This window comes from Robbsia andropogonis (genome assembly GCF_034047095.1).
GTDB lineage: Bacteria > Pseudomonadota > Gammaproteobacteria > Burkholderiales > Burkholderiaceae > Robbsia > Robbsia andropogonis.
The window spans coordinates 1,226,309-1,240,184 of the sequence record NZ_CP139166.1 but is presented as its reverse complement, the minus strand read 5'-3'; the positions used below and the strand labels follow the sequence as shown (position 1 = coordinate 1,240,184).

General features: G+C 56.7%; 12 protein-coding genes and 5 pseudogenes. 7 read left to right on the top strand and 10 right to left on the bottom strand.

What is annotated here, in order from left to right:
• Window positions 1-55: 55 nt before the first annotated feature.
• From otnC to ltnD, 3 genes are all read right to left on the bottom strand, one after another.
• A complete protein-coding gene (otnC, locus tag SJQ66_RS10250) occupies window positions 56-703 on the bottom strand; it encodes a 3-oxo-tetronate 4-phosphate decarboxylase (protein ID WP_320534018.1) in 648 nt (215 codons plus the stop codon).
• A gap of 4 nt (window positions 704-707) precedes the next feature.
• On the bottom strand, window positions 708-2,027 hold the full coding sequence (gene otnK / locus SJQ66_RS10245; protein WP_024905983.1) for a 3-oxo-tetronate kinase: 1,320 nt from the start codon (window positions 2,025-2,027) through the stop codon (window positions 708-710).
• A 133-nt stretch (window positions 2,028-2,160) separates the two neighbouring features.
• The gene (gene ltnD, locus SJQ66_RS10240) at window positions 2,161-3,141 is read right to left on the bottom strand and encodes an L-threonate dehydrogenase (protein ID WP_236693614.1); all 981 of its coding nucleotides are present in this window, start codon (window positions 3,139-3,141) and stop codon (window positions 2,161-2,163) included.
• Window positions 3,142-3,371: 230 nt separating this feature from the next.
• On the opposite strand from ltnD, the gene SJQ66_RS10235 reads away from it, so the two are divergent.
• A complete protein-coding gene (locus SJQ66_RS10235; RefSeq protein WP_046153793.1) occupies window positions 3,372-4,196 on the top strand; it encodes a DeoR/GlpR family DNA-binding transcription regulator in 825 nt (274 codons plus the stop codon).
• A 95-nt stretch (window positions 4,197-4,291) separates the two neighbouring features.
• On the opposite strand, the pseudogene SJQ66_RS10230 reads toward SJQ66_RS10235, so the two are convergent.
• Window positions 4,292-5,175 (bottom strand): annotated as a pseudogene (locus SJQ66_RS10230) (IS3 family transposase).
• Between the two features lie 225 nt (window positions 5,176-5,400).
• Here SJQ66_RS10230 and SJQ66_RS10225 point away from each other — a divergent pair.
• From SJQ66_RS10225 to SJQ66_RS10205, 4 genes and pseudogenes are all read left to right on the top strand, one after another.
• Window positions 5,401-5,967 (top strand): TetR/AcrR family transcriptional regulator, encoded by a 567-nt coding sequence (locus SJQ66_RS10225; protein ID WP_024905978.1) that lies wholly within the window; start codon window positions 5,401-5,403, stop codon window positions 5,965-5,967.
• Window positions 5,968-6,367: 400 nt separating this feature from the next.
• Window positions 6,368-7,174, top strand: coding sequence for an alpha/beta fold hydrolase (locus SJQ66_RS10220; protein WP_036013365.1), 807 nt, complete (start codon window positions 6,368-6,370; stop codon window positions 7,172-7,174).
• An 82-nt stretch (window positions 7,175-7,256) separates the two neighbouring features.
• Window positions 7,257-8,141, top strand: a pseudogene (locus SJQ66_RS10215) (IS256 family transposase); the annotation flags it as partial.
• Window positions 8,142-8,418: 277 nt separating this feature from the next.
• A pseudogene (locus SJQ66_RS10205) lies at window positions 8,419-8,736 on the top strand (IS21 family transposase); the annotation flags it as partial.
• Window positions 8,737-9,089: 353 nt separating this feature from the next.
• Here the strand turns inward: SJQ66_RS10205 and SJQ66_RS10200 are convergent.
• Both SJQ66_RS10200 and SJQ66_RS10195 read right to left on the bottom strand, forming a co-directional pair.
• A complete protein-coding gene (locus tag SJQ66_RS10200; protein ID WP_320534017.1) occupies window positions 9,090-9,440 on the bottom strand; it encodes a type II toxin-antitoxin system ChpB family toxin in 351 nt (116 codons plus the stop codon).
• Window positions 9,434-9,685 carry an AbrB/MazE/SpoVT family DNA-binding domain-containing protein gene (locus SJQ66_RS10195; protein ID WP_024905829.1) on the bottom strand — a complete coding sequence of 84 codons (252 nt, stop codon included), beginning with the start codon at window positions 9,683-9,685 and terminating at the stop codon, window positions 9,434-9,436. Before SJQ66_RS10195 ends, SJQ66_RS10200 begins: the two co-directional genes overlap by 7 nt.
• A gap of 450 nt (window positions 9,686-10,135) precedes the next feature.
• Between SJQ66_RS10195 and SJQ66_RS10190 the strand changes: the two genes are divergently transcribed.
• Entirely contained in the window at window positions 10,136-10,864 is a 729-nt protein-coding gene (locus SJQ66_RS10190; protein ID WP_024905830.1) for an alpha/beta fold hydrolase, read from the top strand.
• Between the two features lie 153 nt (window positions 10,865-11,017).
• Here the strand turns inward: SJQ66_RS10190 and SJQ66_RS10185 are convergent.
• From SJQ66_RS10185 to SJQ66_RS10175, 3 genes and pseudogenes are all read right to left on the bottom strand, one after another.
• Window positions 11,018-11,515 (bottom strand): annotated as a pseudogene (locus SJQ66_RS10185) (IS3 family transposase); the annotation flags it as partial.
• 31 nt (window positions 11,516-11,546) lie between these two features.
• Entirely contained in the window at window positions 11,547-12,182 is a 636-nt protein-coding gene (locus SJQ66_RS10180) for an NAD(P)-dependent oxidoreductase (RefSeq protein ID WP_436286594.1), read from the bottom strand.
• Window positions 12,183-12,203: 21 nt separating this feature from the next.
• Window positions 12,204-12,821 (bottom strand): FMN-dependent NADH-azoreductase, encoded by a 618-nt coding sequence (locus SJQ66_RS10175; RefSeq protein ID WP_024905833.1) that lies wholly within the window; start codon window positions 12,819-12,821, stop codon window positions 12,204-12,206.
• 109 nt (window positions 12,822-12,930) lie between these two features.
• On the opposite strand from SJQ66_RS10175, the gene SJQ66_RS10170 reads away from it, so the two are divergent.
• Window positions 12,931-13,365: a winged helix-turn-helix transcriptional regulator gene (locus SJQ66_RS10170; protein WP_024905834.1), complete on the top strand. Its 435-nt coding sequence runs from the start codon at window positions 12,931-12,933 to the stop codon at window positions 13,363-13,365.
• A 42-nt stretch (window positions 13,366-13,407) separates the two neighbouring features.
• On the opposite strand, the pseudogene SJQ66_RS10165 reads toward SJQ66_RS10170, so the two are convergent.
• A pseudogene (locus SJQ66_RS10165) lies at window positions 13,408-13,821 on the bottom strand (DUF3363 domain-containing protein); the annotation flags it as partial.
• Between the last annotated feature and the right edge of the window lie 55 nt (window positions 13,822-13,876).

Here is a 13,876-nt window from a genome sequence, read left to right as displayed (position 1 = left end):
CGCTACGCGCTGCTTGCATTCCCCGCGTCCGATGCCTGGCGGCACGTCGCGATGCTTACCACTTCGCGCCGAATGTCTGTTCGATTGCTTTAAGGTGTTCGGTCGACAGCGGCGCCGGTTTCGGATTGCTCATCAACCAGAGCTGTGCCGTCTCTTCGAGCTCTTCTAACGCATAGCTTGCCTTGGCGACCGAGCTTTCCCAGATGACCGGACCGAGACGTTCCAGCATGACCCCGCGGACGCTGTTGGCCAGTGCAGCGACTTGTTCAGCGACTTCAGGCGCGCCTGGTCGCTGATAGTCGATCAACGGAATGTGACCCACCTTCATGACCTGATAGGGTGTCAGCGGAGGCAGGATGTCATTTTTGCGCCAGACGCCGGCGAGGGTCAACGCCACCAGATGGGTCGAATGGGTATGCACGACGCCACCCACGCTAGGATTGCGGTCATAGACCTGGCGATGCAATGCCAGGGTCTTCGACGGCTTATCGCCCGAAACCCACTCGCCCGCCAGACTCACTTTAGCGATAGCGGCCGGATCGAGGAGCCCAAGGCATGCGTCCGTAGGGGTGATCAGCCAGCCGTCTTCCAGCCGTGCGCTGATATTGCCCGCGCTACCTACGGTGTAACCACGGCCATACAGCAGTGCTCCGACGTGCGCGATTTCTTCGCGCAGTGCGTTTTCTTTACTCAAGGTCTTCATAGCGTCAAGCTCCGTGCACCAGCGGGTTTGCGAGTCGTGCCAGCGCTTTTGCGAAGAAATCGCGCGTGCCAAAATTCCCCGATTTGAGCGCCAGCGCGAGTTGATCGGCGTTGCTGTCTGTAGCGGTTTTGCTGACCGTGACGGGGACGCCAGGATCGATCTGCGGTCCGATCTGCAACAGTTGGACGCCAAGCGCCTGAACAACCGCACCGGACGTTTCTCCTCCGGCCACCACGAACCGACGTACACCGGCATCGCGCAAGCCAGCAGCAATCTGACCGAGCGCCTGTTCGACGATGGCGCTTGCGTGTTCGACGCCCAGTTGGCGCTGAACTTCCTTTACCGTATCGGCGTCGCTCGTTGCGTAGATCAACACTGTCTGCGCCGCGCCTTGCGCAAATGCCAGTGCGTCATCCACCACTGGCTTGCCCGCTGCCAGGGCAAGCGGGTCGATCTTGAAAGCAGGGCGCCCGCTTTCCCGCCATGCGGTGACCTGGCCAATTGTCGCGATGGACGCGCTTCCGGCTAGGACGACTTCGCCGCCACCCAAGGCGGGGACGCTTGATGCATCGGTAGCGGGAGCGAGCTTACCTGCCTTGCGGAAGTTGCTGGGTAACCCCAACGCCATTCCCGACCCACCTGTGATCAGCGTCAGATCGGCACATGCCTCACCGAGCACCAAGAGATTTTCATCGGAGACCGCATCGGCTATCGCCATGCGTACCCCTGCTTCGCGCAGTGCGGCGATCCGTTCGCGAACGGCGGAAACGCCTTGCATGATGGTGTCGTAGCGGATCAACCCAACTTTTGACGCGGTCTGGGCCTGCAGAACGCGAACAAGGTTCGCGTCGTGCATCGGAGTGAGGGGATGGTTCTTCATCCCGGAGTCGCTCAGGAGTTCGTCTTGAACGAACAAATGGCCGCGGAAAATCGTACGGCCCGTTTCTGGGAAAGCCGGGCAAACGATTGTAAAGTCGGTGGCCATGTCCGACATCAGCGCATCCGCAACCGGACCGATGTTTCCCTTCGCTGTCGAGTCGAATGTCGAACAGTATTTGAAATAGAGCTGCTCGCAACCGAGCGTGCGTAACACGGCAAGTGCTTTAAGCGATTCCGCTACCGCTTGCTCGGCCGGGATCGTGCGGGACTTCAGCGCGATGACGATCGCATCGGCATCGAAGTCGGCGGCAGCGCCGGCGCTGGGAATGCCGATACTTTGCACGGTACGCATGCCGTTGCGCACCAGCATATTGGCCAAGTCGGTCGCGCCGGTGAAATCGTCGGCGATACAGCCCAGCAGCGGGCGATGTCTTTGTTGGGGCATATCGTTTTTATCTCTCAAAAAAATACGCTTGCTGTCTGACGGTGCTGTACGCTGGCACTTGTTGGATCAACGTCGGTCGTGCGCGCGAGCGACAGGCATGCCGACGATCCGGGCAACGTCGTTTTGCTTATTCTTATTCTTCGTCGGTGGCTACCGGCAGCGTGATACCTGGGAAGATCTTGATGACTGCGGAGTCATCTTCGCGACCGAAGCCCGCGCTCGAGGCTTGCATGAACATCTGATGCGCGGTGGCCGACAGGGGCAGCGGAAATTTGCTCGCACGTGCGGTGTCCAGCACCAGTCCAAGATCCTTTACAAAAATGTCGACGGCCGATAAAGGGGTGTAATCTGCCTTTAGGATATGGGGCACCCGGTTCTCGAACATCCACGAATTGCCGGCACTGTTGGTGATCACTTCGTACAGCGCATCCGGATCGACACCTTCGCGCAGACCCAGCGCCATCGCCTCGGCGCTCGCCGCAATATGCACGCCGGCCAGCAACTGATTGACGATTTTGGTTTTGGAGCCCAGGCCATGCGTGTTGCCGAGCCGATAGATCTTGCCGGCCATGGCCTGTAGAACCGGATCTGCGATGGCGTACGATTCCGCCGGACCGGATGTCATCATGGTCATCTCGCCCGATGCCGCTTTTGCCGCACCGCCCGAGATCGGCGCGTCCAGGTAGAATAGACCTTCATCGCCGAGTCGCTTGCCCAACGCGATCGCGAATTCCGGAGCGACCGTGGCACAACCGATAACCAAGGCACCCTTGCGAAAAGAGGCGACCATGCCGTTTTCACCGAACAGGATCGTTTCCGTTTGATCGGCGTTCACAACCACGGTAATGACGACGTCGCACGCAGCAGCGAGCTCGGCAGGCGTAGAACATCCCACGCCACCCTCCGATGCGAATCGCTCAACCACGTCCGCGCGAACGTCGCACGCATGGACATTGAAGCCATTGCGTAGCAGCGAGCGGGCAATGCCGAGACCCATTGCACCCAGACCGACGACACCGACGTTTTTGCTGCGCATGCGTGAACTCCTGAGAACGAGAGAAAGGCCCTGCCGATCGCCGAGCTGAAGAGATGCGTGAACTCGGTGAACTTTAATGTGAAATTATAAAAAAATATAACATATTTGAACATCAAAAGGCACTCGATTGGCATCTTATTTATGAATACAGTGCAAGTAGTCGCTGAAAAAGCTGTTTTCAGAGCCTCGTGTGAACAAATGTTACGAAATTGACCCGTCACGGTCTTTGAGGTAACGTAGGTGTGAACAAACTATCGCGGCGACCACTTTGTGAAGTGCGTCTGTCGGAATCGCAAGGAATCGATCGCATGCCACCGGGTGATGTAACGGGCGCCGCTCAGGTAGCGCCGATGATTCCCGATCAGCGTCGGGAGTCGATCTTGCGTCAACTGCGGCAGCACGGTGTCCTCAGCGTGCACCAGTTGATGGAAATGTTTGGCTGCTCGCACATGACCGTGCGCCGCGACATTTCCGTTTTGGAGCGGGAGGGGCATGCGTACTCGGTTCCGGGTGGCGTTCGTATCGCAAGCCAGCTCAGCGCGGAGCCAAGTCATCAGCTCAAGTCGATGGTCGAGCCCGCGGAGAAACAGGGTATCGCACGTTGCGCTGCGGAGATGCTCCAGACGGGTATGACGGTCTACCTCGATGCAGGGACGACGACGCTGTCCATAGTGCCGCACCTTGCGAAGCTAGAAAACATGACTGTCATCACCAACGATTTTCCTATAGTCGAGGCATTGGTCGAGTCGCCCCACGTAAAGGTGATCCATGTAGGCGGGGTTCTGGACCATTCGAATCGCTCCAGCGTCGGACCGTTGGCAGCTGCCACGCTATTGCACCTCTACAGCGATATCGCATTTATTTCTAGCAGTTCGTGGGATCTGCAACGCGGCTTGACCACGCCTGCTGCGTTGAAAGTGGAAGTGAAACGCGCCGCCATGCACTCAGCATCGCGCACTGCGTTGGTAACAACCAGTTCCAAATACGGTACCTTCGGCACTTATAAAATTTCGCCGCTGGAGGATTTTGATCTAGTCATTACGGATTCGGCGCTGCCCGATGCGGTGGCGGCCCGGCTGCGAGACGCGAACGTGGGATTGGTATTGGCTGATCCGGTCGAAAACCTGGGCTGATCTGAGCTTGCGCTAGACCGCGAGTGGATCTGTCGGCTCCGAGTTATTTCTTGGGCACATTGGACTTCCCCCGGTCTGACGGACAAATCGGACCCTCACGCCGAAGCCATTTCAAAGGCCTCGGGACTGACGCCACCCAGATGACTGTGGCGTCGGGTTCGATTGTAAAAGACTTCGATGTAGTCGAAGATATCGGCGCGCGCCGACGTCGGCTTCATCGACCAGCCGATGACCTTCCGAGAATAAAGGTCGACGACGACCGCCAAATACAGCCAACCTTGCCAGGTGCGGATGTACGTGATGTCGGTGACCCAGACGGTATCAGGCTTGGCGACCTTGAATTCCCGGTTCACCCGGTTCGGTGCCAAGATGGATGGACGACCGGCGATGCGCGGCGGCGACTTGTATCCACGGACAGCCGTAATCTTGTTGGCCCGCATGATCCGCGCCACCCGATTTCGACCGCATGTCTCACCCGCTTGACGTAGGTCGCCGTACACGCGCGGCGCGCCGTAGACGCCGCCACTGGCAACGTAAGAATCTCGAATTAGCTCGAGCAGCCGACGATTAGCAATAGCACGATTTGATTCGGGCTGGTGCAGCCATTCATACAAACCAGTGCGCGACGCCTTCAATACACGGCACATCGTTGCAATGGGCCACTCGCTGCGGTGCTCATTGATGAAGCGGTACTTTACTCGGGCTCCCTGGCAAAGTACCGCGCGGCCTTTTTTAGGATATCGCGCTCCTCCTCGGTGCGCCGCAGTTGCGCGCGCAGTCGCAAAATCTCGCTCTTGGCGTCGATCAGATCGGCCGCCTGCTTCTCGGTATTATCTGGTGCGACCGCTTTAACCCATTTGTAGAGACTAGGAGTCGATACGCCAACCCTGGCGGCCACCTCAGCCACGGTATACCCACGCTCGACTACTTGCCTGACGGCCTCTTCCTTGAATTCCGGTGTAAATCGCTGACTGCTCATGCACTTCCTCCTATGCTCAAATCATAGGCCAGAAATGTCCGCCGTACCGGGGGAAGTCCATTATTGAAGAAAAAGTGCCTCGGCTAGTTAGGGAAAGAATCAAGCCGAAGGGTAGATAGTTCGATCCAGATCCTGTTAGCTAAACGCACACAGCGGCGATGCACCCCGCGGATACATTCGAATTTGTTGTTGACAATCTATCTTTCAGTAGATAGAGTTGCGTCTATGGAACCGAAATCAACTGTTCGAGATCAAGTTTTGAACCACGCCATCACGCTGATGATGCTGCGCGGGTTCAATGGCTTCAGCTATAAGGATCTTTCGGAACTGGTAGGGGTTAAGACCTCAAGCATTCATTACTACTTCCCAGCGAAAGATGATTTGGTACTGGAGGCGGTAGCGCAGTACAGTAAAGAAGTGCTTGCGGCAGTATATGCAATCGACACGACGTTGCCTGCGAAAAGCCAATTGCGGAAGTATACGACGCTATTTGGACGAACCCTTGGTGACGGCGATCAAATTTGTCTGTGTGGTATGTTGGCTGCCGACATTGCATCATTGCCGACAACGGTTCGCGTGGCTGTTCAAGCTTTTTTTGAAGCCAATGAACGGTGGCTTGCGCAGTTGCTGGTACGCGGCGTTGCGGATGGCACTATGGCGCAGCTGGGAAAACCTGAGGCATCGGCTAAGACTTTGTACGCGGCCTATCAGGGTAGTCTTTTAGCGAGTAGGCTGTTTCAAACAAAAAGCCGACTCGTGGATGTTGAGGCGACGTGGCTGGCAATTCGGTAATTGGGTTTATGGGAGATTTCGGTAATGGAAAGCGAGATGTCTTGTTGGGTTCATGTCGTGTCGGATTATCTATCTATAAATAGATAGATAAAGCAGTTTGGTGTTATTTTTTCTGCCTATATCTATCTTTGAGTAGATAGATTATCTTAACTATGCATCTGGTTGCATTGAGGTAGCCAGGTGTAAATTGGAGAAAGTCATGTTTTCAGATATCGTTTCGGGTGACCTCAAGACATCGCGCCGCAAGCTTTTGTCGGCCAGCGTCGGAATGGTTGGGACGGTAGCCGCTGCAGTCAGTTTGCCGGCAACTGCAGCGGCAGCAGTGCATGGCGCAGGATCCAGCGCAGATGCGTATGGTCACCGTCGTGACGAGAGTTTCGTCCAGACGAAAGATGGCACTATGATTTTCTATAAAGATTGGGGTCCAAAATCGGCTCAGCCAATTGTTTTCCATCATGGATGGCCCTTGTCGTCCGATGATTGGGATGCGCAAATGTTGTTCTTCGTCGGCAAAGGTTATCGCGTTGTCGCGCATGATCGAAGAGGGCATGGGCGCTCGACGCAGGTGTCGGAGGGGCACGACATGGATCATTACGCGTCGGATGCGGCTGCGGTCGCTGAGGCGCTGAATTTGCGCAATGCGGTTCACATTGGGCATTCGACAGGTGGCGGGGAAGTCGCGCGATACGTGGCGAAGTACGGTCAGCCGTGGGGGCGTGTCGCCAAGGCCGTGCTGGTTAGCGCGGTGCCTCCGCTGATGGTGAAGACACCAGGAAACCCCGATGGCTTACCCATCGAAGTGTTTGACGGTTTCAGGAAAGCATTGGTGGAGAACCGTGCACAGTTCTTTATGGATGTACCAAGCGGACCGTTCTACGGCTTCAATCGACCCAATGCCAAGGCGAGTCAAGGCGTGGTTATGAATTGGTGGCGTCAAGGCATGAACGGAAGTGCGAAGGCCCACTATGAGGGGATCAAAGCTTTTTCTGAGACTGACCAGACGGCTGACCTTAAAGCAATCACGGTGCCCACGTTAGTCATGCATGGCGATGACGATCAAATCGTACCGATAGGAGACGCGGCTTTGAAGTCAATCAAGCTGTTAAAAAATGGGACGTTGAAAGTCTATCCGGGCTATCCGCATGGAATGCTCACAGTCCACTCAGATGTTTTGAATGCAGACCTCCTTGCATTTATTCAAAGTTGAACAAAAGCATAAAAGATTGCGATACGTGGGACTGTCAGGAATTTTGTGTGTGTGAGGCTACCATTATGGAAATGGAGCCGTTATGCCACGCAAACCCAAGACACCACCCCGCGAACTGCCGTCGATCCCTAAAGAGCTTATCGACCAATTGGCCTCAGGTCCGATGACGGTGGGTTCAATTGAGGACCTGTCTGCTGCCTTGAAGAAGGCGCTCATCGAGCGTGCCTTGGGCGCGGAACTTGGTCAGCATCTGGGCTACGAGCCTGGGGCCGAGAAGCCGGCCACGGCCACGAATCAACGCAACGGGCACAGCGCCAAAAAGGTGCTGACATCCGATGCTCCGCTGCATTTGCAGATTCCGCGAGACCGCGATTCCAGCTTCGAGCCGATTCTGATCCCGAAGCACGAGCGCCGTTTTACCGGCTTCGACGACAAGATTATCGCCATGTACGCGCGCGGTATGACGGTGCGCGAGATTCAGGCGTTGTTGCAAGAGCAGTACGGCACCGAGGTGTCACCGGAGTTCATCAGCTCGGTCACCGACGCCGTGATGGACGAGGTGCTTGCCTGGCAAAGCCGTCCGCTCGAACCGATGTATCCGGTCGTCTTCTTCGACGCTTTACGGGCAAAAATCCGCACCGATGGCTTAGTGCGCAACAAGGCAGTGTATCTAGCCCTGGGCGTGCTGCCGGACGGATCGCGCGACATTCTAGGCCTGTGGATCGAGAACACCGAGGGTGCGAAGTTCTGGATGAAGGTCTTCAATGACTTGAAGACGCGTGGCGTGCACGACACCCTCATCGCCGTCACCGATGGCCTGCTGCCCGAAGACACGAAGGTCGGAACCTCGACGTGTCTGAAGAATATGGTTGAGCAGGACCAGCGAAACATCAAGCCCAGAACGCACGTGATGCTCGGCTTCAAACGGTTCAGAAATGCAGCGGCAAGGATCTCGGGCATCGAATTGATGTATCGCATTCGCAAGGGTTAGTTCGATCTGACCAAACTCGGTGGGTGTTCCGGTCCATCGTGACCAGTGATTCCGGTATCGTGATCGGCCATTCAAATTCAACGTGACCGGTGATTCCGGTCGAACGTGACCGATTTGGGGTGCCACCGGAATCACGGGTCACGATACCGGAACGGCGTTGTACAGCGCCGTGTTGGTGTTACGCATATTGCAACCGAAGCGTTACGCTGCCAGTTTTCTGCTGGAGAACGGCGTGCCTGCACCAAGCATCAACATGCATAAAATCAAAGACGTATTGCGTCTGAAGCTGGACGCCGGGCTCTCACACCAACAGATCGCCGCCGCCCTCGGCTTATCCAAAGGCGTTGTCACCAAGTACGCCGGCTTGGCCACCACGGCCGGCCTGCACTGGCCCGCCGTGCGCGAGCTCGACGAGAGTACACTCGAACGCCGCCTGCTCTCAGGCCCCCAGGTGGCGCGCGACTATGTTCTCCGCGACTACGGCCGCTTGCATCAGGAACTGCGTCGCAAGGGCGTCACGTTGATGCTGCTATGGGAGGAGCACCGCGCAGAGCACGCCGACGCGCGGACCTGTCACTGCCGGATAGATACTCCCCATTTTCGTCGAAGTAATTTTCCGTTGGTTAAGAGCCATTTCATTCATGCGGCGTGGTCTGCCGTTGGTAAAGGAAGGTCATGCGCGTGGCAGGCAGATCATCAGGAAAGGCTGCGAGTTCCGGATAGTCATTCAGCTTGATACATAGATCGCCGCCCCGCTCGTCGGCGTCGATCACATGCAGACAGCGCTCGACGCCCACAAGCACGTTAAACTCGCGGAGCGTAACCCGAGCGTCGTACTCCCGGCCATGAGTTGCCGACACCATCCACAAATTTCGCCCAAATGATCCGTTTCATCGTGATGTTTTCCTACTTTTTCGTTATCGATTAGTCGATGATGGTCTGTAGTCGCGCGAGTGCATCCTCAACTACCTCAATCGGAGCTTGCTCGATTTTGCGTGCGCCGCGCGCATTAAGGTCCATCATCCGAACCATATTCACGAGAGCAACGCCTTGCGTTGCTGTTCCCGATCCAGATAGAGGCACCGCGAAACCAGCAAACCGGGCGAATTCGCCCACCTGCGTGATCGGCGCCACCAATGCTACGCCAAGCGCATTGAACGAGGCAGGGGAGAGGACAAGGGCAGGACGAAAATCGCCCTGTTGCTCTCGACCGACAGTCGGATTTAAACTGACACGAACAATGTCGCCTCGCTCAAACTTAACCCGTCTTACCATGCTTCGCGCCCTATGGCTTCCGCGCCTTCCCAGGTGCCAGCATCCGCCGCTATGGGCGCTTTAGGATCACACCGAGAGACCAACTCGGCCAACGAATACTTACGACGGGCAGGGGCGAGAAAAACGCCGTCTGGCCGAACGTCTGCGTTGAGGGAACTACCAATCGGCGCGTTAATTTGCTCAAGCAATGCACTAGGCAAGCGAACCGCCGCGCTGTTGCCCCACTTCTGAATTTTGAGTTCCATTCGATTCCCCTTCAGTTGATCCATTGTAGATACATCTTCCGAAAAATTCAAGCGTTTTGTATCTACAATGGATCATCTTTTTTTTTGGCTAGCTATTGGCCAATATCGATTGCCGCAATTGCGGCGCATATCTCCCGCGTCGAGACATCGATGTGCGCCGACAAATGGTCGATATGTGCTTTTGCTAGCTAAAGATATAATATTTCGATGAATTCAGTAGGTTAGCCGTATGCCTATCACATCGACAGCGTATTCAAATTCATCGGTTGGCTTGTCATTATGCGGAGCGGTGGATTCTGCGTGATGCAAGTGACTGCCGACGGGTCGCCGAACGACCAGAAACAGACAATCGACACGGTGATCGAAACGGTTGACAATTTCAGCAACGGCTCGCCACTGGTCGCATCGAGCGGCGGCTCAGTGACTTCAATCCGTTCACACTTAACAAACATGCACAGCGTTTTTCCCGTCGTTTTCGTTCACGGCTTCATCGGCACGCTCGATGTCACCGCCTATGAGTTGCCGCATGCCACGCCCGATCTGCTTGGGTACGGTGAGCACCAAGGTGTTCCGTTCGACGCCATATCCATACCGGGCCAAGTCGAGCACCTTCGAGCGTTCGTGGACGCTCGTTTTGGAGGCAAACCAGTTGATGTAGTTGGCCATTCCGTTGGCGGTGCGGTCGCCATGCTGTTCGCGAGGACTTACCCTGAGTACGTCCGCAGGATCGTCAATGTCGAAGGGAATTTCACGTTGGGCGATGCGTTCTGGTCAGCATCGGTAGGACGCATGAGCCAGAAGGAGACTGACGCCATGCTGGCCGACTTCCGCGCCGACCCATTGGCGTGGATCAGCAGTTCCGTCACCACGCCGACTCCGCATCTCGGCAGGATTGCAGCTCGGTGGCTTGCTCATCAGCCAGCATCCACTCTCCGTGCCATGGGTCAATCCGTAGTCACGACGACGGGCAACGATGGTTACCTTGGTTTGCTCGAGCATGTCTTCGATCAGCATCCTGTGTATTTGCTTTCCGGTGAGCACTCCCGCAAGGGCTGGAATGTACCGGACTGGGCACTGAAAAAATGCGCCGGAGATTACACGATTGCAAACAGCGGGCATCTGATGATGCTCGACGACGACGTCGAATTTGCATCCGCGATCAAGCGATTCCTGGCCTGATAAGTGGTTGTCGACCGCGCGCTGCCCTAACGGATATACTTCGCCTGGGCAACCTTCGGCGCACGCTTTCTCTACGATCGCATAAAATTTGAGAATGGCGTCGAAGACCGCTTTCGAGATGAACCACGCCGGGATTCGTGGAGGCGGGTTGGTTTAAGTTAAGGCTGCCTCGGTTACGTTAATTTTGCCGTGGCGGTGATAGTTTGCCTCAGCTTCGGCTGGAGGGATATATCCGAGTGGCCCCATCAGATGACGATGATTGAACCAAGCGACCCATTCCAACGTGGCGACTTCCACCAATTCGCACGTTTTCCACGCGCTGCGTCGGTGAATTATCTCGGCCTTGTACAATCCGTTGACGGCCTCGGCCAGCGCATTATCGTAGCTATCGCCGCGACTTCCAACAGACGGCTCGATGCCAGCAGTGCTCAGACGCTCACTGTAGCAAATCGAAAGATATTGCGATCCGCGATCCGAATGATGTATCCATTGCGCATCCTCTGCCGGGCGTCGGGCGTAAAGTGCCTGCTCCAATGCATCCAACACGAAATCGGTCGTCATTGGCGAACTTACGCGCCATCCCACAATGCGCCGCGCAAAGACATCAACGACGAACGCTACGTACAACCATCCCTGCCAAGTAGATACGTACGGTTCAGAACCTTGTCAAGACGTTCCTGCGTCAATGTTTAGCGATGCCGGGCGCGGCACGTATGAACTGCTTGTCGGTCACTTGATCAACCAGGAACTTCGCAAGATTGCCTCTGGAGAGCTTCGCGCTGAGTTTGGTCGTTCCATACCAACCCACATTCACACCGCCATCGGCAGGGCCATCCTTGAGGTTCGGGGCGCGTACCAGCGTCCAGTCAAGATCCGAATTGGCGATCAGTTCGCCAGTCGCCTTGATATCCTCATACCCCTTGCGCGCAATGACTTTGAACAACAGCGCGAACGCATGGGTGCTGAAGGCAAAACCATCTTTTGGATCACGATAGGCAGCGGTAGAAATCTGGATCAGGCGGCACACGCCTGCGTGCTTCATCGCGGCGATGATGTGGGTCAAGCCGTGCATGACCGGCTTATCGCCTTGCACCTTGAGACTGTTGGGACCCAGGGTGCTGATGACTGCATCGGTACACTGGATGCACTTCGCTATCGCACTCCGGTCTTGCAGGTCGCCGACAACGATTTCTACTCTTCCCGCGAACGACGCGAGTTTCTTGGCGTCGCGCGTATAGACCGACAGCGTGTAGCCACGCTTCAAGGCTTCCTTGATGATGTGCCTTCCCGTCGGCCCGGTCGCACCGAACAGCGCGATGGTTTTTTTCCGGCCATGGGATCACGCCGCCTTCGCCAACAAGGCTTTGATGGCCGTTTCGGCGTTGGCGGTGGTGGTCTTCACCGCGTCGGGGCCGAGAACCGTGCCTTCGACGCGCACCACTGCAACGTCGGTCAGGCCGATGAAACCGAGCAGGTGCAGCAAATAGTTGGTCTGGAAATCGAACGGCGCCCAGGTGCCCTCCGAGAACACCCCTCCCGCAGCGGTCACGAGATAGACCTTCTTGCCAGTGAGCAGCCCTTTCGGCCCGGTGTCGCCATAGCTGAAAGTGACGCGTGGCCAAGTGACGTGATCGAACCACGCCTTGAGCTGTGAGGGCAGGCCGAAGTTGATCATGCCCGAACCGAGCACGATCACATCGGCGACTTTCAACTCATCGACCAACTCTTGCGCGACCTTCACCGCCTCGAGCTGTTCCGGTGTGCGATCTTCAGGCGACGTGATCCGGCCTTGGATGTAGGCCGGCGTGATGTGCGGCGGCGGATTCGCGGCGAGGTCGCGCACGGTCAGTGGGCCGCCCGAGCGGGCTTGGATGCCTTCAGCGATTTCGGTGGCAAAGCGGGTGGAAAGGCTGTCAGCCCCGCGCGGGCTGGACGTGACAAGCAGAGTATGACTCATGACGGCTCCTAGCTATAAAATAAGAACTGAGTCGGATAATGATCCTGACATACCAATTCATACACGGGATGGTATGGTTCCTGCCCTGTCCTCACAAGAAGGCACACGCATGTCACTTAGTCACATCGAGCTACCTGCTGATATGCCTGCACCTGATGCCGGCGGCTGTGTGGCGACCCGCGAAATACTGGATCGCATAGGCGACAAGTGGAGCCTCTACATCGTCGCCATGCTCGCCAATGGCCCGCGGCGCTTCAACGAATTGAAGCGCGGCATCGACGGCATTTCCCAGCGGATGCTGACGCTGACCTTGCGCGGACTGGAACGCGACGGACTGATAACGCGAACGATGTTTCCGACCATTCCTCCGCGCGTTGATTACGAACTTACTGACATGGGAAGAACGTTGTTGAAGTCTGTCATGGTGTTGGTCAACTGGGCGAACAAGAATCAAGTCGCCATTGCCGAAGCGCATAAACGTTTTGACGAGGGGCCGGAGCCAGATCAGGTATTGATTCAGGGCGTTGTCTACCAGCGTCGATAAGCAAGCTCCCAAGCTGTTAGGTTTGCGCAAAATGCCGTCGCGTCATCCTACGGACTGCCCGCGCTGGCGCCCGATTTCCCACGACACACCGCCGCCGCGCACCGTGGCGACGCGCTGTTGGCCTAGCTGCCGTTCGATCACTGGTTTTCACGGCACCAGCGAGAAGCCCACCCCGTCATCGAGCATCGCGTAGCGGCCACTGGCGAGCACGACCAAACGCCGGTAGATGCCAACCACGCGCTGCCCGTCCGTGAGGGGGCGATGCGCCAGGCCGCTTTCGGCGGCAATGTCCTTCGCGGCCTACGCCAGCTCGCGCCCGCGCAGCGTCGCGAGCAGATTGCGCGCGAGGACGACGCGCTGCTCGGCCAAGCCCTGTTCAGTCAGAAAGTCGGCGCGCTGGCGTAGCGCGTCCTTCACCTCGGCCCCAAAGCCCAGGTCGCCCAAGCCTGACCTGCCCCGGGATGCTGAGACCAAATTGATCTAGGATAATGGCGCATCGAGACGGAGTGCG